We start from the raw sequence: 20,425 nt of genomic DNA, 5'->3' as shown, positions 1-20,425 counted from the left end.
TCGGTGGGCCGCTCTTTTCGTTCTATCTCAGCTCAGGCGCTCGATGACCAGCGCCATGCCCTGGCCGCCGCCGACGCACATGGTCTCGACGCCGAACTGCTTGTCGTAGGTCTGCAGGTTGTTCAGCAGGGTGGTGGTGATGCGGGCACCGGTCATGCCGAACGGGTGGCCGAGCGCGATCGCGCCACCGGAGACATTGAGCTTGTCCTCGTCGATCTTCAGCTCACGGGCCGAGCCGAGCACCTGCACGGCGAAGGCCTCGTTGATCTCGAACAGGTCGATGTCGGAGACCGACTTGCCCGCCAGCGCCAGCGCCCGCTTGACCGCCTCGACCGGGCCGAGGCCCATGATCTCGGGGGACAGGCCGGACACGCCGGTGGAGACGATGCGAGCCAGCGGGGTCAGGCCAAGCTCCTTGGCCTTGGTGTCGCTCATGATGACCAGCGCGGCGGCGCCGTCGTTGAGCGCGCAGCAGTTACCGGCGGTGACGGTGCCGTCGGGACGGAAGACCGGCTTGAGCCCGCTGACCGCCTCGTAGGTGACGCCGGCGCGCGGGCCGTCGTCCTTGCTGATCACGGTGCCGTCGGGCAGGGTCACCGGGGTGATCTCCCGCTCGAAGAAGCCGGCCTTGATGGCCTCTTCGGCGCGGTTCTGCGAGCGCACGCCCCAGCGGTCCTGGTCCTCGCGGGTGATGCCGGTCAGCGAGGCCACGTTCTCGGCGGTCTGGCCCATCGCGATGTAGGCGTCGGGGAGCAGGCCGTCCTGGCGCGGGTCGTGCCACGCGCCTGCGCCACCCTCGGCGGTCTTGGCGGTGCGGGCCTCGGCCTCGGCGAACTCGGGGTTCTTGGTGTCGGGCGAGCTGTCGGCCGAGCCGCGGGCGTAGCGCGAGACGGTCTCCACACCGGCGGAGATGAACACGTCACCCTCGCCCGCCTTGATCGCGTGGAAGGCCATCCGGGTGGTCTGCAGCGAGGACGCACAGTAACGCTGCACGGTGGTGCCGGGGACGACATCGAGGCCGAGCTTGATGGCGACGATGCGGCCCATGCCGAAGCCACCCTCACCGGCGGGGGAGCCGGTGCCCAGGATGATGTCGTCGATCTGCGTCGGGTCGAGCGAGGGCACCTTGGCCAGCGCGGCCTGGACCATCTGCGCGGTCAGGTCGTCCGGACGCATACCCGCCAGGGACCCCTTGACGGCACGGCCGATGGGGGAGCGGGCGGTGGAGACGATAACGGCCTCGGGCATGAGGACTCCTTTTCGGATGCTGGCGTGAACGGCTGTTTACCTTGCCGGTCTTTCGTGAATCTAACTCTCGCTGTGCGCGACGGGAAGAGCAGGGCGCGCGCGCACCGCCTCGATCAGGACGGGAAGCAGCTGAGCTGCGGCCAATTCGTACCCCGCCGCGGAGGGGTGAAATCCGTCGGTGGCGAACAGGATTTCCGGGGCGGCGCGGAACTCGGAGGCGACCAGCGGTGAACCCATCGCCACCGGCGTACCACCTGCCACCGTGGTCGCCACCGTCTGCGCCTTGGCCAGGCGCACGCTCCAGTTGGCCACCACCGTGCGCAGCGGCTGCTGGATCGCGGTGACGGTGCCCAGGTTCGGACAGGTGCCGACGACGACCAGCGCGTCGGCCTCGCGCAGCCGTGACACCGCGGCGGCCAGCCTGCGCGCCGAGGCCCGGATGGAGTGCTTCTTGGTGATGTCGTTGGCGCCGACCAGGATGACCGCGGCGTCCGGCGGCGGCCCGGCCACGAACATCGCGTCCACCTGTCCGGCCAGACCCTTGGAGGTGGCGCCGGAGATCGCCTTGGTGCTCAGCCTGATCCGCAGCCCGGTGGCCTCGGCCAGCCCGCGCGCCAGCCGCACCCCCGGTACGTCGGCGGCGCCGAGGCAGCCGAGCCCGGCGGCGGTGGAGTCACCGAAGACCATCAGATGCAGGTCGCTCGGCACGCCCTTGCGCCACGGTTCGGGCAGTTGCGCACCCGGCGCGTAGACCCCGTCGGCCTCCGGCGGCTTGGAGGTGTCGCGCCCGATGACCGCGCGCGCCGCCCCGGCCTGCGTCATCAGCAACCGATAGGTAGCCCAGGAGACGGTGCCTGCGCCCGACCCGGCGAGCACGGTGGTCGCCCCCGTGACGACAGCGGTACGCCAGCTGATTCGAGGTGCGCTCACATCCGAAAATTCTACGACGGGAATCGGCGCGGGTGCAGCTGCCGAACCGGCATCGGCGCGGCCGCGCCGGTGGTGCCGCTGCTCACAGGATCCGACCAGGTCGCGACGCCGAGCTACGGTTCTGCAACGATGGAGGCATGCGTATTGCGGATCATGTCGTCGACCTCATCGGCAACACCCCCCTGGTTCGGCTGAACTCGGTGGTCGGCCCGAACGCGGGCCTGGTCGCCGCCAAGATCGAATACCTCAACCCGGGCGGCAGCTCCAAGGACCGGATCGCGGTCAAGATGATCGATGCCGCCGAGGAGGACGGGCTGCTGAAGCCGGGCGGCACCATCGTCGAGCCCACCTCGGGTAACACCGGTGTCGGTCTCGCGCTGGTCGCCCAGCAGCGCGGCTACAAGTGCGTGTTCGTCTGCCCGGACAAGGTCAGCGAGGACAAGCGCAACGTGCTGCGTGCCTACGGCGCCGAGGTCGTGGTCTGCCCGACCGCCGTGCCGCCGGAGCACCCGGACAGCTACTACAACGTCTCCGATCGCCTGGTCCGCGAGATCGAGGGCGCCTGGAAGCCCAACCAGTACGCCAACCCGGGCGGCCCGGACAGCCACTACGAGACCACCGGCCCCGAGATCTGGGCCGACACCGAAGGCAAGATCACCCACTTCGTCGCGGGCGTCGGCACCGGCGGCACGATCACCGGCACCGGCCGCTACCTCAAGGAGGTCTCGGGCGGGAAGGTGAAGATCATCGGCGCCGATCCGGAGGGTTCGGTGTACTCCGGCGGCACCGGCCGCCCGTACCTGGTCGAGGGTGTCGGCGAGGACTTCTGGCCCTCGGCCTACGACCCGAGCGTCCCCGACGAGATCATCGCCGTCTCCGACGCCGACTCCTTCGAGATGACCCGCCGACTGGCCCGCGAGGAGGGCCTGCTGGTCGGTGGCTCCTGCGGCATGGCCGTGGTCGCCGCGATCGAGGTGGCCCGGCGCGATCCCGACGCCGTCGTCGTGGTGCTGCTGCCCGACGGTGGCCGCGGCTACCTGTCGAAGATCTTCAACGACAAGTGGATGAGCTCCTACGGCTTCCTCACCACCCCGCTGGAGGCCGGTCCCGAACCGCTCGTCGGTGACGTGCTGCGCGGCAAGTCCGGCGAGCTGCCCGACCTGGTGCACACCCACCCGTCGGAGACCCTGCGCGACGCCATCGAGATCCTGCGCGAGTACGGCGTCTCGCAGATGCCGGTCGTCGGCGCCGAGCCGCCGGTGATGGCGGGCGAGGTCGCGGGCAGCGTCACCGAGCGCGACCTGCTCTCGGCCGTCTTCGAGGGCCGCGCCCAGCTCACCGATTCGGTGGCCCAGCACATGAGCCCGTCGTTCCCGCTGATCGGTTCCGGCGAGCCGCTCTCGACCGCCACCAAGGCGCTGTCGGACACCGACGCCCTGATGGTCGTCGAAGACGGCAAGCCGGTCGGTGTCATCACCCGCCACGACCTGCTCGGCTTCCTCAGCACCGGCACCAAGAGCAACTGAGCCCGATGCCGCCCCGTGCTGTCGGGGCGGCATCGAATCCGGCTATCGGGTGAGTGCCGAATACAGCGCCACCCACTGCTCCGGGTGGACGTAGGCGACCACGGTGTCGCGGGCGATGCCCGCTTCGGCCATGGCCGCGTCCACTCCCTGGTAGCGGGTGTGCAGCGACGCGCGCACCGTGCCGCCGATCCCCGAGAATCCGGCGCGCACCAGTTCGGTGTAGGAATCCCGGTGTGTGACAAGCGGTTCCGGACGCCGGTCGATCCGCAGGATCGCGGAGTCGACGGCGGGGACCGGCCGGAAGCTGGTCCGGTGCACCTGTCCGCGCAGGCTCCAGCCGAACCACGGCCAGCTCGTCGCGGTCAGCAGACTCCACCGGCCGTAGTCGCCGGTGCGTTTGCGGGCGTACTCCCGCTGCGTGAGCAGGGTCGCCGAGGTGAGGGCCGGTGCGGCCAGGCACCAGTCGACGATTTCGGCGGTGACGGAGAACGGAATGTTGCCGACTACGGCGAACGGGGTGCGCGGCGCCTTGGCCTTGGTGAAATCGCCACGCACCACGCGGATTCCGCGCTGGGCGCGGGTCTGCGCCGAGAGCTTGGCCGCCAGTAGCGGATCGATCTCGTAGGCGGTGACCTGCGCGCCATGCCCGGCCAGCGCCTGCGTCAGCACGCCCTCGCCCGCGCCCGGCTCGAGCACGGAGCCCGCCGGATCGGCGACCGTCATCATCAGGTCGACGGCAGACCGGTCCACCAGGAAGTTCTGTGAGAGTGTCCTTCTCGCCAGGTCACGCGTGGTACGGCCGCCGCTTCGACCGGTGACCTTGCGCTGAGTGTGTGAGTAGTTTCGGTGTGCAAAATCCTGCGCCACGGCAGTTGCCCCTTCGGGTCATCGAGTCGTCTGAATCTCGATGGGCCCTGGGCGCGCCGGTGGACGCCGATGCAGTATCCGCGTCCGCTAGCGGGCCAGAGCCCGGGCGTGGCGGATGCGAATGAACAGGTGGCACGACATGCGGTTCACCTTAGGAATCGGGAGATCGGCGGCGCAACTGAATTTCGGCGCCTGCACGGCTCGGCGGCTGTCGGCGCACCCGGCCGGGAGGACCTGGCCGGGGCCGATCCGATCGGTGCTGCGCTGGCCGGGCCGATCCGATCGGCGCCGCGCGGCGTCGGCGTCGGTCGGTAGGGGCACTGGATCGGTGCCGATCGGATCGGGTGAAGGCGTCTAGGCGGGTTCGGTGCTCGGCCGGATGCCGGACCCCTTCCGTACCGCGGCGACCGCCGACGCGGCGGCGGTGAGGGCGCTGTTGATGGAGATCTCGCCGCGCATCCCCGGCGCCGCGACCATGTCCCCGGCCAGATACACCCCGTCCCCGCGATCGATGGCGTGCCGGTCCCGCCAGGTGGTGCCCGGCAGGTCCAGCGCGCCGGTGCGGCCCTTCGCGGTCGAGGTCCGGTGGAAGGTGGTGCGGGAGCGCCAGTCCGGGACGGTGGTATCGGCGAAACGCTCGAGGCGCCGGTGGGCTTCGTCGCGGGATTCGTTGTCGCGCACCGGCATCTGGAGCTGGTACAGGGATTCACCCTTGGGTGCGATCGTGTCGTCCTGCGCCGAGTAACACTCGTGGAAGCCGCCCTCGTCCAGATCGAAGCAGACGAAACGGTCGCGGCGGTCCTTCGTCACGCCGAGGTCGAGCAGCGCGGTGAAACCGCCGGTGCCGTGCAGCGTTTCGTCGCCGAGGAGGCGGCGCGCGGAGTCGAGATCGGTGGCGATGATGACCGGACCGTCGGTCGGTAGCGCGTCCACCCGCGATCCGGTCTCGACGATGACCCCGAGTTCTGTTGCCCGCGTGATCATCCGGTCGATCACCTGTTGCCAGCCGCCACGTATCCACCGGACGCCGGGGATGTTCGCGCCGAGCGCGCGCTGGAAGAGGTCCCAGACGAAGGCGGCCGAGAGCCTGCCGGTGTTGGCGTCGTAGGTGACCACGCTGATCGCGTTGGCGACCTGGGTGGCGGTGCGCTCGTCCCAGCGGTCCGTCGCCCAGCTGTGGAAGTCGACGTCGACAGGTGCCTGCAACCACTTGCGGGACTGGGCGCGCAGCATCCCGAGCGGCGGCACGTGCCGGATCCGGTCGTCGGCGCGGAAGCCGACCTTCATCGCGTCGGTGATGCCCGGCCAGCCGAGCCCCGCCACGAAGCCACGCTTCTTCAGCCAGGTGTAATGCGGGCCGTCGGCGTAGAAGACGTGCGCGCCCTCGTGGGCGACGTGCGGTGGCGGGGTCGCCCGCCCGCGCCCGCCCAGCGTCTGGTGCGCCTCGTGCAGCCGCACCGGCACGCCGGTTTCCGCAACGGCGATCGCGGCAGTGAGGCCTGCCAGTCCGCCCCCGACCACGGTGATGGGTGTGTTCATCCTCGGTCCTCTCCCTCGGTACCCGCCCAGTCGAGCCGGGCGGCGATCATTTCTGCGGTGGCTCGCAGGTAGCGGTCTTCGCCGATGTTCGCCGGATGACCGCCGTCGAAAATGTCGCCCATCATCCAGAAGTGGGCGAGCGCGCCGACGAGTACGGCGGCGGTGGCGTCCCAGTCCTGATCGCGCACCCGGTCACCGGCGAGTTCCCTCAGCCCGCGGGTGACCGCCGCCATCACCACCGCGTACTCCCGCTGCCGGAACACTTCGAGCAGTTCGGCGGGGATCGAATTGTCCCGCAACAGAATCCGGGTCACGTCCCGATCGTGGTCCAGGCGCGCGAGGCCGATCCGGCACAGCGCGACGATCATGTCGACGGTGGATCCCCCGCCGGTGACCGAGTCCAGCGCGGAAGTGAGGGAGAACTCCGGCGACAGGAACTGGTCCCACTCGGCTCGGTCATCGAGCCTGCTCGCCACGGCCCGCACCAGCAGTTCGTCCTTGGACTTGAAGTGCCGATACAGCGCCCCCGACCCGCCCGACAGCCCGGCCGCCTGCTCGATCTGGGCGACCGAGGTCTTGGCGAAGCCCTGTTCCCCGAACAGGCGCAGGGCCTCGGTCATGATCCGGTCGCGCGATGTGGACGCCACGTCACCTCCATGAAAGTAACCACTTACTTACACGATGACCGAGGCCGCCGCGATGCGCAAGACCCTGTTCCAGCGGGCTGTCCTGCGGTCCCATCGCCACCCGCGTATTCCGCTCGAATTGTGTTGAGCGCAACCATGGTCGAGTGGCCCATCGCACTGCTGGACTGGCGAGCATGGGCACCGAACGCCGCAAGTTGAAGACCGTCACGGGCGTGAGCGGGTCGCGCGATGTGTACGCCGCGGCACTCGATCCGACCCGCTCGACCCTGGACGAGGCGGTGCGCATCGCCAGGATCGCCGAGGACAACAAGATCGGCGCGCTGTTCGCGGCCGACCTGCTCGCCTTCGGCGCCCAGGGCGCGATCGGCGCGCAGGAACCCCTCATCCAGCTGGCCGCGCTGAGTGCGGTGACCACCCACGTCGGGCTCATCGCCACCGTCACCACCACGTTCCACCACCCGTACAACTTGGCCCGGCTGTTCGGCACCCTCGACCACGTCAGCAACGGCCGCGCGGCCTGGAACGCGGTGACCTCCTCGCTCGGCGAGGAGAACTACGGCGACCGGGAGCTGCCGAGTCCGGAGCAGCGCTACGACCGCGCCACCGAGGCGCTCACCGTGGTCAACGCGCTGTTCGACAGCTGGCGGCCGGGTGCGCTGCGGTCCGTGGGCAACGGTGACGTGGTGCTCGACGAAACGCTCGTACAGCCGATCGACCATGTGGGACAGCACTTCTCGGTGCGCGGTCCGCTGAACATCCCGCCCCTGCCGCAGGGCAGGCCGGTGCAGTTCCAGGCCGGTCAGTCGGCGGGCGGCGTCGAACTCGGCGCGCGCTTCGCCGAGGTGGTGTTCACCTCGCTGCCCACGCTCGAAGCCGCCGTCTCCTACACGAAGAAGATCCGGACCCGCGCCGCGGAGTGGGGCAGGGCCGACGGGCTGCCGCTGATCTTCAGCTCTTTCCACGCGACCTACGGCGCGACCGAAGCCGAGGCCCGCAGGCTGGTCCGCGAGGCGGCCGAGTCCACCGACTTCGACGCGGGCCGCCGCCAGCTGGCCGACATGCTCGGCGGCGGAATCGACCTGTCCGAGTTGCCGCTGGACAAGCCGATTCCGGAAACACTGCTCCCACAGCTGGATTCGGTACACCGCAGGCGTGGCCGGGTCGAGATCTTCCGCAAGCTGGCCGCCTCGGGCGCCACCCTGCGCGAGCTCGTCGTCGCCGCCAAGGACACCGGCCACTGGGCCGCCGCCGGCACGCCGGAACAACTCGCCGACGCCATCGAGGAGCGCTACCGGGCGAACGTGCTCGACGTGATCTCACTCGGTGGCCTGGCCGACGAACGCACCGCCGATTTCGTCGTCAACGGACTGCTGCCCGAGCTGCGCGGGCGCGGGCTGGTCGACACCGACTACCTGGGCGGTACCTACCGGGAGAATCTGGAACTGCCGCCGCTCGGGTGAATTCCGGTCAGAACGGCACTTCGGTGCTGAGCAATCCGGTACCGCCCGCCCGGCTGGACAGGATGCGGCAGAACTCGATCGCGTCGAGCTCGATCGCGGGCGCGTCCGCGTCACCGCTGGTCCACGTGCCGCCCGCGGGACCGTGCAGCGTCAGCCGGTACGGCTTGCCGTGGCGCTGTGCCCATTCGCGGACCACATCGTCGACGATGCGCCCGTCGTGGTCGGCGGTGAGTTCCAGTGGCCGCCCGGTCGCCTGGCTCAGGTCGATCCGGTGCATCCACGGGTCGCGGGTGAGAATCACTTCGGTCAGGAGCACCGTGCGCTGATTCATCAGCTGGTAGCGGGCCAGGTCCGCCACCGCGAAGTCGAAGAAGCCGAAGGCCAGCGCCAGCAGCCGGGGGCGCGGCGTGGTGGGCAGGGTGGCGGCAACGCGCGCCGCGTGCTCCTCGTATTCCGCCCACGCCTGCTCGAACATCGCGTCGTAGATCGCGTGCTTGGCCGCGAAATGTGTGTAGAGGGAGGGCGCGCGCATGCCGACCCTGGCAATCGCCTTCGCCTGCGGCCTGATTCGGCCCGCACCCGTCGCCGACGCCAGGGCGGGTGTGCCGGTCGGCGGCTGAACCGACCGGCGCGCCTCGAACTACCGGAACGCGTTGGCGTCGGTGAGCGCCTTGCCGAGCACCAGCTGATGCACCTCGGCGGTGCCCTCGTAGGTGAGCACCGACTCCAGGTTGTTCGCGTGCCGCAACACCGGGTAGTCGAGGGTGATTCCGTTGGCGCCGAGGATGGTTCGGCACTCGCGGGCGATGGCGATGGCCTCGCGGGTGCTGTTCAGCTTGCCCGCGCTGATCTGCTCGCCGGTGATCTCGTGCCGGTCCTTCAACCGGCCCAGGTGCAGCGCCAGCAACTGACCCTTGCCCAGTTCCAGCGCCATATCGGCGAGCTTGGCCTGGGTGAGCTGGTAGGCGGCCAGCGGCTTGTCGAACACCTCGCGGGTGCGGGCGTAGTCGATCGCGGCGGCCAGGCAGTCACGCGCCGCGCCGAGCGCGCCGAAGACGATGCCGAAGCGGGCCTCGCTCAGGCAGGCCAGCGGTGAGCTCAGGCCGCCCGACTCGGGCAGCACGGCGTCGGCGGGCAGCCGCACGTCGTCGAAATCCAATGCGGCGGTGAGGGATGCGCGCAACGAGAGCTTGCGATGGATCTCCCTGGTGGTGAATCCGGGAGTACCCGCGGGCACCAGGAAGCCGCGCACCCGCGGCTTGTCCTGGCCGGGTTCCTCGGCATAGGCCCAGACGACCGCGATATCGGCGACCGAGCCGTTGGTGATCCACATCTTGGACCCGTTGAGCACCCAGTCGTCGCCGTCGCGCTTGGCCCTGGTGCGCATCCCGCCGGGGTTGGAGCCGAAATCGGGTTCGGTGAGACCGAAGCAGCCGATCACCTCACCGGCCGCCATCGCGGGCAGGTACTGCTGCTTCTGTTCTTCGGAGCCGAAGAAATGGATCGCCGACATCGCCAGCGAGCCCTGCACCGACACCATGCTGCGCACGCCGGAGTCGACGGCCTCGAGTTCCTGGCACGCCAGCCCGTAGGCGGTGGCCGACGACCCGGCGCAGCCGTAGCCCTCCAGGTGCATGCCGAGCAGGCCGAGCTTGCCGAGTTCGGGGGCGATCTCCCTGGCCGGGAAGGTGCCGTCCTCGAACCAGTCCGCGATATGCGGGCGCAGCCTGCGCTCGCCGAATCGGGCCACGGTGTCGCGGATTTCGCGCTCCTCCTGCGACAGCAACGGGTCGATCGCGAACAACTCTTCCACAGTCACCATGGCCTCAGCCTAACGCTGCGGTCCACGGCGAATCCGGCACTTCGTGCACGGCCAATACCCCAGCGCTTCGACCCGAATCCGGTCTACTAGCCTGAGCTCATGAGTGAGCTGGGATTCTCGACCAGGGCCATCCACGCCGGATATGAACCCGATCCTCAGACCGGTGCGGTCAATGTGCCCATCTACGCGAGCTCGACCTTCGCCCAGGACGGCGTCGGCGGCATGCGTGGCGGCTACGAATACGCGCGTACCGGCAACCCGACCCGCACGGCACTGGAAGCCAACCTCGCCGCCCTCGAATCGGGCAGCTTCGCGCGGGCCTTCGCCTCCGGCATGGCGGCCACCGACTGCGCGCTGCGCGCCACCCTGCGCCCCGGCGACCACATCGTCATTCCCGACGACGCCTACGGCGGCACCTTCCGGCTCATCGACAAGGTCTTCAGCCAGTGGGGGATCGAGCACTCGCCCGCCCACATCGCGAACCTCGACGAGGTGCGCGCGGCCATCCGCCCCAACACCAAGCTGGTGTGGGTCGAGACCCCGACCAACCCGCTGCTGAGCATCGGTGACATCCCCGGGCTGGCCGACATCGCGCACGCGGCCGACGCCAAGCTGGTCGTCGACAACACCTTCGCCACCCCGTACCTGCAGCAGCCGCTGCTGCTCGGCGCCGACATCGTCGTGCACTCGACCACCAAGTACCTGGGCGGTCACTCCGACGTCGTCGGTGGCGCGCTGATCACCAACAGCAAGGAACTCGACACCGCGTTCGCGTTCCTGCAGAACGGCGCAGGCGCTGTGCCCGGCCCGTTCGACGCCTTCCTCACCCTGCGCGGCATCAAGACGCTGGCCGTGCGGATGGAGAAGCACTGCGACAACGCCGAGGTGATCGCAGAGTTCCTCACCAACCACCCGGCCATCTCGCAGGTCATCTACCCGGGCCTGCCCACTCATCCCGGGTACGAGATCGCGCAGAAGCAGATGCGGCGCAGCGGCGGCATGATCTCGGTGCGCCTTGCCGGCGGCCGGGAGGCGGCGCTGAAGTTCTGCTCGCGCACCCGGATCTTCACCCTGGCCGAGTCGCTGGGCGGGATCGAGTCGCTGATCGAGCACCCGGGCGCGATGACCCACGCCAGCACCGAGGGGTCGGCGCTGGAGGTGCCCGCCGACCTGGTCCGGCTGTCGGTCGGTATCGAAGACATCAGCGATCTCCTCGCCGATGTCGAGCAGGCGCTGAGCTGACAGGGACCCCATAGATGACGAAGCGGCCGCATCCGATGTTCGGGTGCGGCCGCTTGCGTTCGGGTTCAGGCTATCTGGGCTCGGCGGGGCCGCGCTCAGCCGTGGTACGGCTCCGCGCTGACCAGGGTCACCTTCATGGTGTTGCCGTTGGGCAGCGTGTACTCGCGGGTCTCGCCCACCTTGGCGTCGATCAGCGCGCCGCCGAGCGGGGAGTTCGGCGAGTAGGTCTCGAGGTTGGTCGCGCCGAGGCCCTCTTCGCGGGTCGCGATGAGGAAGGTCTCGGTGTCGTCGGAGTCGCCGTCGTAGTAGACGGTGACGACCGAGCCCGGGAGCGCCACACCGGACTTGGTGGGGGCGACGCCGACCTTCGCGTTGTTGAGCAGCTCCTGCAGCTGGCGGATGCGCGCCTCCTGCTGGCCCTGCTCCTCGCGCGCGGCGTGGTAGCCGCCGTTCTCCTTGAGATCGCCCTCTTCGCGGCGCTCGTTGATCTCGGCGGCAATGACCGGACGGTTGGCAATGAGCGAGTCCAACTCGCCCTTGAGCCTGTCGTGCGACTCCTGGGTAAGCCAGGTCACATTCTCGGTCATCTCGATCACTCCCTAGTAGTTGTTCCCGGCGCACCGGGATTCCCTGAAACCAGCACGGTGCCCTCCCGCAGGAGGGCATGCACCAGCCCGACGGCTGGAGCGATCCTGGGGGGTGAACCCATAACCCGCTAACAGCACCGCTGGCCGCCAATGCAGCAAACACGGCTCCGAGCCCCGGAACCGTGTATCAGGCCATTTTAGCATGTCTCATAAATATGCAGGTCAGGCTAGGCGGAGGGCGTTATTCCACGCGCAGATAGCCCGGCACTTCCTCGGTGCACCCGTAGATATCGCCCGCCGACGCGCGCGCCGAGGACTTGACCGTGGTGGTCACCTGGACGCTGGTGGAGTCCGATCCGGGGACCAGGACCTCGCGCCTGCCGACCTCGGCGCCGTCGCGGTCCATCGCCCGGACGAAGCAGACGACGGCCTGCTCGGGTGAGTCTCTGGTCACTTTCATCCGCACCGTGAGCGTCGAGTCGTCGTCGACCACGTAGCCCAGCTGCTCGGTCTCGATCGCCTTCGGGCCGTACTTCTGGAACCCGAGATAGGCGACGCCGAGGCCCGCGACCAGCACGCCAACGCCGAGCACCACCAGCAGCCACGCTCGACGCGCCGGGGGTTTTCTGCCGTATCTATCGGCGTGTCGCGCTGCTGCGGCGGCCGAGGTCGCCGCGGAGTCCGGTGCGGGCTCGGTCATCGGTTTCTCGCTCCCGGGGGTGGTCGGAACAAACGGGGGGTCGGATGGAACTATAGGGAACGAAGTTCTGACACCCGCGAGCGAGAGCGATGGTGAACGAGACGTGAGTGGCCTTCGCCTCATGGCGGTGCACGCCCACCCCGACGACGAATCGAGCAAGGGCGCCGCGACCACGGCCAGGTACGCGGCCGAGGGCGTCGACGTCCTGGTCGTGACGTTGACCGGTGGCGAACGCGGCAGCATCCTCAACCCGGCCATGGACACCCCCGGTGTCCTCGACCGGATCGAGGAGGTCCGGCGTGAGGAGATGGCCGCGGCCGCCCACGCGCTCGGCGTGCGCCAGCACTGGCTCGGCTTCGTCGACTCCGGTCTGCCCGAGGGCGACCCGCTGCCGCCGCTGCCCGAGGGCTGCTTCGCGCTGGTGCCGCTGGAGGAGTCCACCGAGGCGCTGGTGCGGCTCGTGCGCGATTTCAAGCCGCACGTGATCACCACCTACGACGAGAACGGTGGCTACCCGCACCCGGATCACATCCGGTGCCATGAGGTGTCGATAGCGGCCTATGAGACGGCGGGCGATCCGGACAAGTTCCCGGACGCGGGCGAACCGTGGACGCCGCTCAAGCTGTACTACGACCACGGCTTCAGCACGAAGCGGCTGGAGGCCTTCGCCGAGGAGTACGAGCGCAACGGCCAGCCGTTCCCGCTCCAGGAGTGGCTGGATCGGATGCATCAGTTCAAGCGCGGTGCCACGTGGAGCCGGGTCACCACCCAGATCGAATGCTCCAAATACTTCCCCCAGCGTGACGACGCTCTGCGCGCGCACGCGACCCAGATCGATCCGAACGGGGCGTTCTTCGCGATCCCGTTGGAGATGCAGCAGCGGCTCTGGCCGACCGAGGAGTTCGAATTGGCCAAGACGAGGGTGAGTACCGCCATCCCGGAGACCGACCTGTTCGCCGGCATCGAGGACACCGACCGGTGATGTTGGTCTACCTCGCTCAGAACACCCCCACCGGACCCGAGTTCGGCAAGGCGTCCCCGCTCGGCCTGCTGGTCATCCTGATCCTGCTGGCAGGCACCGTGCTGCTCGTGCGCTCGATGAACAAGCATCTCAAGGGCCTGCCCGAGACATTCGAGCCCGAGCACCCGGAACCGGACCAGAAGGCCGACGAGGGCACCGAGCCGGGCGCCATCGAGCCGGAACCCGGCGACGGCACCCCGAAGGCCCCGAAAACCGACTAGGGCAACCGGGCGATATCGGTCACCAGCTCGCCGACCAGATCCCTGGCGGCGGCCGCGTGCTCGGCCAGCTGCCGGGGCGCCCCGGTCGCACTCAGCTCGATCATCTTGTTCATCAACCCGAAGATGACCACGAGCCTGCGTAGTGCGGCCCTGCGCTCGGCCGCGGAAAGCTCGGCACTGTGGTTCGACTCTGTCCCCGTCACAGGAGAGTGATCGCCTCACCACCCCACAACGTTTCGCCGAAACCCGTTGACGTGGGACTACGCACCGAGCTGTCCGCGGGCTGGGTTTTACCAGTCGATGAGGTCGAGTTCGTGGAGGCGGCGGAAGACCATCATGGAGCCGGGGGCCACGTGGTCCATGGCGGCGTATTCGCTGACGGTGAAGTAGCGGAATTCGGCGATTTCGCCGGTGGCGTGGGGCTCGCCGGTGAAGTCGGCGAGGAAACAGGTCATGTGCAGGCCGGTGTTCTTACCGTGGCCGAAGGCCTCGGCCTCGAAGATGCCGAGTTCGGCGACGCCGGACAGTCCGACGCCGAGTTCTTCCTCGATCTCGCGGTGTAGTGCCTCTAAGGGTGTTTCGCCCGGATCGATCTTGCCGCCCGCCATGTAGAAGACGTCTTTGCCTTCCGGGCGCGTCTGGATCAGCCTGCGGTCGCGGACATGGGCGAGGGCGGCGGTGCGGATCATGGGCATCACTCTATGGAGCGATCGGCTCCGGTTCACATCGAACGGGCTCCGCGTCGCCCTGGTGTCTGGGTCAGCTCAGGGTGTCGGCGCCTCCCGCGGTGTGATGGTGCGGGTTTCGGAGCCGGTGAGCGCGTCGATGCGGGAGGTGTCTTTGAGGTCGACGCCCGAGCGGCCGAGTGTGCGCGCGCCCGCGACCAGGCCGGCGACCACGCGGGCGGCGTCGGCGTAGGTGAGGCCGTCGGGTGGGTGGATGTTGGAGATGCAGTTGCGTTCGGCGTCGGCGCGGCCGGGACGCGGGGCGTGGGTGAGGTAGATGCCGAGGCTGTCGGCGACCGAGAGGCCGGGGCGCTCGCCGATGATCACCAGGACGGTGCGCACGCCCATGGCCTCGGCGATGTGGTCGCCGAGGGCGACGCGTGCCTGGGTGGCGATCACCGGTGGGGCCAGGGTGTAGCGGTCGGTGAGTTCGCCGGCCAGTGCGGCGAGCAGGCCCGCGCCGTGGTCGGTGAGCGCGCGGGGGGACAATCCGTCGGCGAGCACGAAACCGATATCGGCACCGTGGTTTTCGATGGCGGACAGGTCGGCCGGCTGCCTGCCGAGATCGGGGCGGCGTAGGTACTCCGAGCGGTCGGCGGCCATGCTCGTCACCGTGACCGGGTCGCCGAGGCCCATGCTCGCGATCTGTTCGGCGAAGATGTCGACGTCCAGCGGGACGTGCACCGCGTCCCTGGCGGCGGCATGCGCGGCCCGCAGCGCGAGGACTTCGGTGGTCGGCAGGGCGTCACCGGTGCGCCCGAGTCCGATCCTGGCCTGGGTGTTGCGCCGCAGGTCTCGCCAGAACTCCCGCGCCACAGCCTCGTCGGAATTCGCCGCCGCACGCTCGCCCACTGCACTTCCTCTCGGCTCGGTGTTCGATCCCACGATGCGCGGAATCGGCTTCGTCGCAGCGGGTTTCACCGGTTCGCCGCCAACGCGCGCAGCGGTGACGACAGCGGTTGCACCTGTCGTATCCGTCCGTTGGCGTCCAGCATGCCGAGCCCGGACAACCACGCCTCGAATTCCGGTGCGGGACGAAGGTTCAGGACCTGCCGCACGTAGAGCGCGTCATGGAAACTCGAGCTCTGATAGCCCAGCATCACATCGTCGGCGCCGGGCACCGCGATGACGAACGCGCAGCCCGCCGCGCCCAGCAGCGTGAGCAGGGTGTCCATGTCGTCCTGATCGGCCTCGGCGTGGTTGGTGTAGCAGACGTCAACACCCATCGGAAGGCCGAGCAGCTTGCCGCAGAAATGGTCCTCGAGCCCGGCCCGGATGATCTGCTTGCCGTCGTAGAGGTACTCGGGACCGATGAATCCGACCACCGTATTCACCAGCAGCGGTCGCAGATCCCGCGCGACGGCATAGGCGCGCGCTTCGAGCGTCTGCTGGTCCACCGGCCGATCACCCACGCCCAGATGGGCATTCGCGCTCAACGCGGAACCCTGTCCGGTCTCGAGATACATCACGTTGTCACCGACGGTGCCGCGCCCCAGCGATCGCCCCGCCTCGTTGCCCTCGCGCAGCAGCGAGATATTCACGCCGAAGCCGGAATTGGCGCCCTCGGTACCCGCCACCGACTGGAACACCAGGTCCACCGGCGCGCCCGCCTCGATCAGCCCGATGGTCGTGGTGACGTGGGAGAGCACGCACGACTGGGTCGGGATGTCGAAGCGCAGGCGGACCTCGTCGAGCAGGTGCAGCAGATCGGCGGTGGCGTGGGGCGAATCGGTGGCCGGGTTGATGCCGATCACCGCGTCACCACAGCCGAGCAGGAGTCCGTCGAGGGTGGCGGCCGCGATCCCGCGCGGATCATCGGTCGGGTGATTGGGTTGCAGTCGCGTACTCAACCGGCCTGGCAGCCCGATGGTGGTGCGGAACCCCGCTGTCACCACGGTCGCCTTGGCGACGGCGATCAGATCCTGATTGCGCATGATCTTGCTGACCGCGGCCACCATCTCGGGCGTCAGCCCTGGCGAGACCGCGGCCAGTGTTGTCGCGGAATCCTCGGTCGCCGCGACCGCGAGCAGCCAGTCGCGTAACCCGCCGACGGTGAGATGCGCGATCGGGGCGAACGCGGTCCGGTCGTGGCTGTCGATGATCAGCCGGGTCACTTCGTCGGTCTCGTACGGCACAACCACCTCGGTGAGGAAGGTGGTCAGCGGCACGTCGGCCAGTGCCCACTGCGCGGCCGCGCGTTCGGCATCGGTCGCGGCGGCGCAGCCGGCCAGCTGGTCGCCGCTGCGTTCGGGCGTCGCCTTGGCCAGCAGATCGATCAGACCGTCGAAGGTGTAGGTCGTCGCGCCGACAGAGCTGCGGTACACGGTCATCGGGTGCCGCCTCCTTTCACGGATTCGGTGAGCGGGTTACTCGAGCTCTTGTTCGGCCTTGGCCAGCGCCGCGAACTCCTCGTCGGGGGACTGGGCGACCAGGTGTTTCCGACTGTAGAAGCCGAAGTAGGCCATGAAGGCGCAGAACACACCGAGGGTGAACAGCGCCGCCTTCTGGTCGACCAGGAAGGTCGCCGCCACCGAGGCCGCCGCGATGACCAGCGCGAACGAGGTGGTGACGATGCCGCCGGGCGTGCGGTACGGCCGCGGCATGCCGGGTTCGCGGACACGGAGCACGATGTGGCTCACCATCATCAGCACGTAGCTCACCGCGGCGCCGAACACGGCCATGTTCAGCAGCATCGCGCCTTCACCGGTGAGCGAGAGGGCGAAGCCGATGAGGCCGGGCACGATCAGCGCCAGGATCGGGGCCTTGCGGGAGTTGGTCACCGACAGGCTGGTCGGCAGGTAGCCGGCGCGGGAGAGCGCGAAGGTCTGGCGCGAGTAGGCGTAGACGATGGAGAAGAAGCTGGCGATCAGACCGGCCAGGCCGATGTAGTTGACCACCTTGGCCGCCGGGCTGTCCCCGAGCGCCTCCACGAGCGGGTTGCCCGAGGCTGAGGCGTCCTGGGCGCCGAGCGCGCCGGTCACCAGGACCAGCACCACCGCGCCGGTGACCACCAGCAGCAGCATCGCCACGATGATGCCCTTCGGCACGTTCTTCTCCGGCTCGCTGGCCTCCTCGGCCGCCAGCGGCACGCCTTCGACGGCGAGGAAGAACCAGATGGCGAACGGGATCGCGGCCCAGATGCCCATGTACCCGAAGGGCAGGAACGACGAGGCGCCGGTCGCGGCCGGATCCACCGCGATATCGGTCAGATTCGCGACATCGAAGCGGCCGACCGCGGCGATCGCGAAGACGACAAGGCCGACCAGCGCGATCGCGGTGATCACGAACATCGCCTTGAGCGCCTCACCCGCCCCGCCGAGATGGATGCCGATGAACAGCGCGTACACCGCCAGGTACACCCACCACCCGTCGGTGATCCCGAACAGGTTCAGCGACTCCACATACGCGCCGATGAAGGTGGCGATGGCGGCGGGCGCGATCGCGTATTCGATAAGGACCGCCGTCCCGGTGGCGAATCCGCCCCACGGCCCGAGCGCGCGCCGGGCGAAGGTGTAGCCGCCGCCTGCCGCCGGCAGCGCCGAGGACAGCTCGGCCATGCCGAGGACCATGGCCAGATACATGGCCGCGATGACGATCGCCGCGATCAGCAGACCACCGAAACCGCCCTCGGCGAGGCCGAAGTTCCAGCCGGAGTAGTCACCGGAGATCACATAGCTCACGCCGAGACCGGCCAGCAGCACCCAGCCGGCCGAGCCGGAGCGCAGGGTGCGTTTGGCGAGATAGTCGTCGGCGGGCGTGTCCGCACCCGTGGCGGGAATCGCGTCGGTACTCACAGGGGTAGCTCCTCATCAACAAACAAGCGCGTAGCGACGGCAACGGTGATCGTCGAGGGTTGAAGAATGGTTGACGACTGTTACGGCCGTGGATCCCGCAGGTCAGCGGCGCGTATCGAGCGCCGCCGACCTGCGGTAACTGTGTGATAGTGGGTGTTTCACATCACTGTGGAACGGTGTCACCGGTGGGTGGCGGCGGCTGGGATTCCAGCTCGGTCACCTCGTCGTCGGTGAGCAGGCGTGAGCGGATCAGGAACCGCACGCCCTCGGGGGCTTCCAGCGAGAAGCCGCTGCCCCGGCCTGGCACCACGTCGACGGTGAGATGGGTGTGTTTCCAGTACGCGAACTGGTCGGCACTCATCCAGAACGGGGTGTCGCCCGGCAGATGACCCAGCAGCACGTCCGAGGCGCCCACACGGAACTCACCGCGCGGATAGCACATCGGGGAGCTGCCGTCGCAGCAGCCGCCGGATTGGTGGAACATGACCGGGCCGTGCTGCCCGGTCAGTTCCCGCAGCAGCGTCGCCGCCTGTTCGGTGAGGTCGACGCGCCGCACCATCAGAAGAAGCCGAGCTTCTGCGGCGAGTAGCTGACCAGCAGGTTCTTGGTCTGCTGGTAGTGCTCGAGCATCATCTTGTGGTTCTCGCGGCCGATGCCGGACTTCTTGTAGCCGCCGAAGGCCGCGTGCGCCGGGTAGGCGTGATAGCAGTTGGTCCACACCCGGCCCGCCTTGATGCCGCGGCCGAGGCGGTAGGCGGTGTTCATGTCGCGGGTCCACACGCCGGCGCCGAGGCCGTAGAGGGTGTCGTTGGCGATCTTCAGCGCCTCGTCGGTCGAGTCGAAGGTGGTCACCGCGACGACAGGGCCGAAGATCTCCTCCTGGAACACGCGCATGTCGTTGCTGCCCTTGAAGATCGTCGGCTCGATGTAGAAGCCGTCGGCCAGCCCGTCGACGCTGCGGACGGCGCCGCCGGTGAGGACCTCGGCGCCTTCCTTCTTGCCGATGTCGATGTAGGACAGGATCTTCTCGAACTGATCGTTGCTGGCCTGCGCGCCGATCATGGTGGCCTCGTCGAGCGGGTTGCCGCTGATGATCGCCTTGGTGCGCTCCACGCAGCGGGCCATGAACTCGTCATAGATCGAGGACGCGATCAGCGCGCGCGAGGGACAGGTGCAGACCTCACCCTGGTTGAGCGCGAACATCACGAAACCCTCGACGGCCTTGTCGAGGAAGTCGTCGTCGGCGGCCATCACATCGGGCAGGAAGATGTTGGGGCTCTTGCCACCCAGCTCCAGGGTGACGGGGATGATGTTCTCGCTGGCGTACTGCATGATCAGCCGGCCGGTGGTGGTCTCACCGGTGAAGGCGACCTTCGCCACGCGCGGGCTGGAGGCCAGCGGCTTGCCTGCTTCGACGCCGAAACCGTTGACCACGTTGAGCACACCCGGCGGCAGCAGGTCCGCGACGAGCTCGACGACCTTCATGATCGAGGCCGGGGTCTGCTCGGCGGGCTTGAGCACCACGGCATTACCGGCCGCGAGCGCGGGCGCCAGCTTCCAGGTCGCCATCAGGATCGGGAAGTTCCACGGGATGATCTGCGCGACAACGCCGAGCGGCTCGTGGAAGTGATACGCGATGGTGTCCTTGTCGACCTCGCTGATCCCGCCTTCCTGCGCGCGCAGCACACCGGCGAAGTAGCGGAAGTGGTCGACCGCCAGCGGCAGGTCGGCGGCCAGGGTCTCGCGGACGGGCTTGCCGTTGTCCCAGGTCTCGGCGACGGCGAGGGCCTCGAGGTTGGCCTCGATCCGGTCGGCGATCTTGTTGAGGATGTTGGCGCGCTCGGCCGCGGAGGTCTCACCCCAGGCGTCGGCGGCGCGGTGGGCGGCGTCGAGGGCCAGCTCGATATCGGCCGCGGTCGAGCGGGCGATCTCGCAGAACGGCTGTCCGTCCACCGGCGAGGTGTTCTCGAAGTACCGGCCCTCGACGGGCGGAACCCACTTGCCGTCGATGAAATTGTCGTACCGCGGCGCGTAGCTGACGATGCTGCCCTCGGTGCCCGGCTTGGCGTAGATCATGTGCGGAGGCTCCTCGCTGA

The 20,425-nt window shown here is 68.8% G+C and carries 21 protein-coding genes; 5 read left to right on the top strand and 16 right to left on the bottom strand.

Translation table 11 applies throughout. The annotated features are described in order from the left end of the window. Positions 1 to 27: 27 nt before the first annotated feature. Positions 28 to 1,248, bottom strand: coding sequence for an acetyl-CoA C-acetyltransferase (locus ACWF9G_RS29825; RefSeq protein ID WP_379028333.1), 1,221 nt, complete (start codon positions 1,246 to 1,248; stop codon positions 28 to 30). Positions 1,249 to 1,308: 60 nt separating this feature from the next. Beyond that, positions 1,309 to 2,178 carry an SGNH/GDSL hydrolase family protein gene (locus tag ACWF9G_RS29820; RefSeq protein WP_452519380.1) on the bottom strand — a complete coding sequence of 290 codons (870 nt, stop codon included), beginning with the start codon at positions 2,176 to 2,178 and terminating at the stop codon, positions 1,309 to 1,311. Positions 2,179 to 2,315: 137 nt separating this feature from the next. Between ACWF9G_RS29820 and ACWF9G_RS29815 the strand changes: the two genes are divergently transcribed. After that, positions 2,316 to 3,704, top strand: a complete 1,389-nt coding sequence (locus ACWF9G_RS29815) for a cystathionine beta-synthase (RefSeq protein WP_452519379.1) — start codon at positions 2,316 to 2,318, stop codon at positions 3,702 to 3,704. A gap of 42 nt (positions 3,705 to 3,746) precedes the next feature. Here the strand turns inward: ACWF9G_RS29815 and erm are convergent, their stop codons facing one another. The 3 genes from erm to ACWF9G_RS29800 all read right to left on the bottom strand — a co-directional run bounded on the left by erm (position 3,747) and on the right by ACWF9G_RS29800 (position 6,757). Next, positions 3,747 to 4,487 carry a 23S ribosomal RNA methyltransferase Erm gene (gene erm, locus ACWF9G_RS29810; protein WP_452519387.1) on the bottom strand — a complete coding sequence of 247 codons (741 nt, stop codon included), beginning with the start codon at positions 4,485 to 4,487 and terminating at the stop codon, positions 3,747 to 3,749. A 438-nt stretch (positions 4,488 to 4,925) separates the two neighbouring features. After that, a complete protein-coding gene (locus ACWF9G_RS29805) occupies positions 4,926 to 6,110 on the bottom strand; it encodes an NAD(P)-binding protein (RefSeq protein ID WP_452519378.1) in 1,185 nt (394 codons plus the stop codon). Beyond that, positions 6,107 to 6,757 carry a TetR/AcrR family transcriptional regulator gene (locus tag ACWF9G_RS29800; protein ID WP_452519377.1) on the bottom strand — a complete coding sequence of 217 codons (651 nt, stop codon included), beginning with the start codon at positions 6,755 to 6,757 and terminating at the stop codon, positions 6,107 to 6,109. The genes ACWF9G_RS29805 and ACWF9G_RS29800 overlap by 4 nt, the downstream gene beginning before the upstream one ends. 173 nt (positions 6,758 to 6,930) lie before the next feature. On the opposite strand from ACWF9G_RS29800, the gene ACWF9G_RS29795 reads away from it, so the two are divergent. After that, the gene (locus tag ACWF9G_RS29795; RefSeq protein WP_452519376.1) at positions 6,931 to 8,217 is read left to right on the top strand and encodes an NtaA/DmoA family FMN-dependent monooxygenase; all 1,287 of its coding nucleotides are present in this window, start codon (positions 6,931 to 6,933) and stop codon (positions 8,215 to 8,217) included. Between the two features lie 7 nt (positions 8,218 to 8,224). Here the strand turns inward: ACWF9G_RS29795 and ACWF9G_RS29790 are convergent, their stop codons facing one another. Both ACWF9G_RS29790 and ACWF9G_RS29785 read right to left on the bottom strand, forming a co-directional pair. Next, positions 8,225 to 8,749, bottom strand: a complete 525-nt coding sequence (locus tag ACWF9G_RS29790) for a hypothetical protein (protein ID WP_452519374.1) — start codon at positions 8,747 to 8,749, stop codon at positions 8,225 to 8,227. 108 nt (positions 8,750 to 8,857) lie between these two features. Further along, positions 8,858 to 10,039: an acyl-CoA dehydrogenase family protein gene (locus ACWF9G_RS29785; RefSeq protein WP_378856504.1), complete on the bottom strand. Its 1,182-nt coding sequence runs from the start codon at positions 10,037 to 10,039 to the stop codon at positions 8,858 to 8,860. Positions 10,040 to 10,138: 99 nt separating this feature from the next. On the opposite strand from ACWF9G_RS29785, the gene ACWF9G_RS29780 reads away from it, so the two are divergent. Beyond that, positions 10,139 to 11,281 carry a cystathionine gamma-synthase gene (locus ACWF9G_RS29780; RefSeq protein ID WP_378856506.1) on the top strand — a complete coding sequence of 381 codons (1,143 nt, stop codon included), beginning with the start codon at positions 10,139 to 10,141 and terminating at the stop codon, positions 11,279 to 11,281. 95 nt (positions 11,282 to 11,376) lie between these two features. Here ACWF9G_RS29780 and greA read toward each other — a convergent pair whose 3' ends face one another. Together greA and ACWF9G_RS29770 are read right to left on the bottom strand one after the other, a co-directional pair. Next, positions 11,377 to 11,868 carry a transcription elongation factor GreA gene (greA, locus tag ACWF9G_RS29775; protein WP_110036717.1) on the bottom strand — a complete coding sequence of 164 codons (492 nt, stop codon included), beginning with the start codon at positions 11,866 to 11,868 and terminating at the stop codon, positions 11,377 to 11,379. A gap of 241 nt (positions 11,869 to 12,109) precedes the next feature. Next, positions 12,110 to 12,568 (bottom strand): DUF4307 domain-containing protein, encoded by a 459-nt coding sequence (locus ACWF9G_RS29770; protein WP_379304922.1) that lies wholly within the window; start codon positions 12,566 to 12,568, stop codon positions 12,110 to 12,112. A gap of 121 nt (positions 12,569 to 12,689) precedes the next feature. Between ACWF9G_RS29770 and mca the strand changes: the two genes are divergently transcribed. Together mca and ACWF9G_RS29760 are read left to right on the top strand one after the other, a co-directional pair. Continuing rightward, positions 12,690 to 13,550, top strand: a complete 861-nt coding sequence (gene mca / locus ACWF9G_RS29765) for a mycothiol conjugate amidase Mca (RefSeq protein WP_452519386.1) — start codon at positions 12,690 to 12,692, stop codon at positions 13,548 to 13,550. Then, positions 13,550 to 13,810, top strand: a complete 261-nt coding sequence (locus tag ACWF9G_RS29760) for a hypothetical protein (protein ID WP_452519384.1) — start codon at positions 13,550 to 13,552, stop codon at positions 13,808 to 13,810. Before mca ends, ACWF9G_RS29760 begins: the two co-directional genes overlap by 1 nt. Here the strand turns inward: ACWF9G_RS29760 and ACWF9G_RS29755 are convergent. The 7 genes from ACWF9G_RS29755 to adh form a co-directional block, all read right to left on the bottom strand. Continuing rightward, positions 13,807 to 14,013: a hypothetical protein gene (locus ACWF9G_RS29755; protein WP_379304924.1), complete on the bottom strand. Its 207-nt coding sequence runs from the start codon at positions 14,011 to 14,013 to the stop codon at positions 13,807 to 13,809. The genes ACWF9G_RS29760 and ACWF9G_RS29755 overlap by 4 nt on opposite strands. Positions 14,014 to 14,100: 87 nt before the next feature. Then, a complete protein-coding gene (locus ACWF9G_RS29750; RefSeq protein ID WP_379304926.1) occupies positions 14,101 to 14,505 on the bottom strand; it encodes an NUDIX hydrolase in 405 nt (134 codons plus the stop codon). Positions 14,506 to 14,574: 69 nt separating this feature from the next. Then, entirely contained in the window at positions 14,575 to 15,387 is an 813-nt protein-coding gene (gene eutC, locus ACWF9G_RS29745) for an ethanolamine ammonia-lyase subunit EutC (RefSeq protein ID WP_452519371.1), read from the bottom strand. Between the two features lie 65 nt (positions 15,388 to 15,452). Beyond that, complete coding sequence (locus tag ACWF9G_RS29740) at positions 15,453 to 16,865, bottom strand: ethanolamine ammonia-lyase subunit EutB (RefSeq protein ID WP_452519370.1); 1,413 nt, start codon at positions 16,863 to 16,865, stop codon at positions 15,453 to 15,455. A gap of 36 nt (positions 16,866 to 16,901) precedes the next feature. Continuing rightward, positions 16,902 to 18,329 (bottom strand): ethanolamine permease, encoded by a 1,428-nt coding sequence (gene eat / locus ACWF9G_RS29735; protein ID WP_452519369.1) that lies wholly within the window; start codon positions 18,327 to 18,329, stop codon positions 16,902 to 16,904. Positions 18,330 to 18,492: 163 nt separating this feature from the next. Continuing rightward, complete coding sequence (locus ACWF9G_RS29730; RefSeq protein WP_379304934.1) at positions 18,493 to 18,888, bottom strand: DUF779 domain-containing protein; 396 nt, start codon at positions 18,886 to 18,888, stop codon at positions 18,493 to 18,495. Beyond that, positions 18,888 to 20,405, bottom strand: coding sequence for an aldehyde dehydrogenase (gene adh / locus ACWF9G_RS29725; protein WP_452499211.1), 1,518 nt, complete (start codon positions 20,403 to 20,405; stop codon positions 18,888 to 18,890). The genes ACWF9G_RS29730 and adh overlap by 1 nt, the downstream gene beginning before the upstream one ends. Positions 20,406 to 20,425 lie beyond the last annotated feature (20 nt).

The organism is Nocardia sp. NPDC055029, assembly GCF_053608525.1.
This window is presented reverse-complemented; position numbering and strand designations above follow the sequence as displayed.

Bases quoted from the DNA above. Each gene is read 5' to 3' on its own strand.
- ACWF9G_RS29785 (WP_378856504.1), bottom strand. From the start codon at position 10,039: ATGGTGACTGTGGAAGAGTTGTTCGCGATCGACCCGTTGCTGTCGCAG.
- ACWF9G_RS29770 (WP_379304922.1), bottom strand. From the start codon at position 12,568: ATGACCGAGCCCGCACCGGACTCCGCGGCGACCTCGGCCGCCGCAGCA.
- ACWF9G_RS29740 (WP_452519370.1), bottom strand. From the start codon at position 16,865: ATGACCGTGTACCGCAGCTCTGTCGGCGCGACGACCTACACCTTCGAC.
- ACWF9G_RS29805 (WP_452519378.1), bottom strand. From the start codon at position 6,110: ATGAACACACCCATCACCGTGGTCGGGGGCGGACTGGCAGGCCTCACT.
- ACWF9G_RS29730 (WP_379304934.1), bottom strand. From the start codon at position 18,888: ATGGTGCGGCGCGTCGACCTCACCGAACAGGCGGCGACGCTGCTGCGG.
- ACWF9G_RS29790 (WP_452519374.1), bottom strand. From the start codon at position 8,749: ATGCGCGCGCCCTCCCTCTACACACATTTCGCGGCCAAGCACGCGATC.
- adh (WP_452499211.1), bottom strand. From the start codon at position 20,405: ATGATCTACGCCAAGCCGGGCACCGAGGGCAGCATCGTCAGCTACGCG.
- ACWF9G_RS29760 (WP_452519384.1), top strand. From the start codon at position 13,550: ATGTTGGTCTACCTCGCTCAGAACACCCCCACCGGACCCGAGTTCGGC.
- ACWF9G_RS29780 (WP_378856506.1), top strand. From the start codon at position 10,139: ATGAGTGAGCTGGGATTCTCGACCAGGGCCATCCACGCCGGATATGAA.
- ACWF9G_RS29825 (WP_379028333.1), bottom strand. From the start codon at position 1,248: ATGCCCGAGGCCGTTATCGTCTCCACCGCCCGCTCCCCCATCGGCCGT.
- mca (WP_452519386.1), top strand. From the start codon at position 12,690: ATGGCGGTGCACGCCCACCCCGACGACGAATCGAGCAAGGGCGCCGCG.
- ACWF9G_RS29795 (WP_452519376.1), top strand. From the start codon at position 6,931: ATGGGCACCGAACGCCGCAAGTTGAAGACCGTCACGGGCGTGAGCGGG.
- ACWF9G_RS29750 (WP_379304926.1), bottom strand. From the start codon at position 14,505: ATGCCCATGATCCGCACCGCCGCCCTCGCCCATGTCCGCGACCGCAGG.
- greA (WP_110036717.1), bottom strand. From the start codon at position 11,868: ATGACCGAGAATGTGACCTGGCTTACCCAGGAGTCGCACGACAGGCTC.
- ACWF9G_RS29815 (WP_452519379.1), top strand. From the start codon at position 2,316: ATGCGTATTGCGGATCATGTCGTCGACCTCATCGGCAACACCCCCCTG.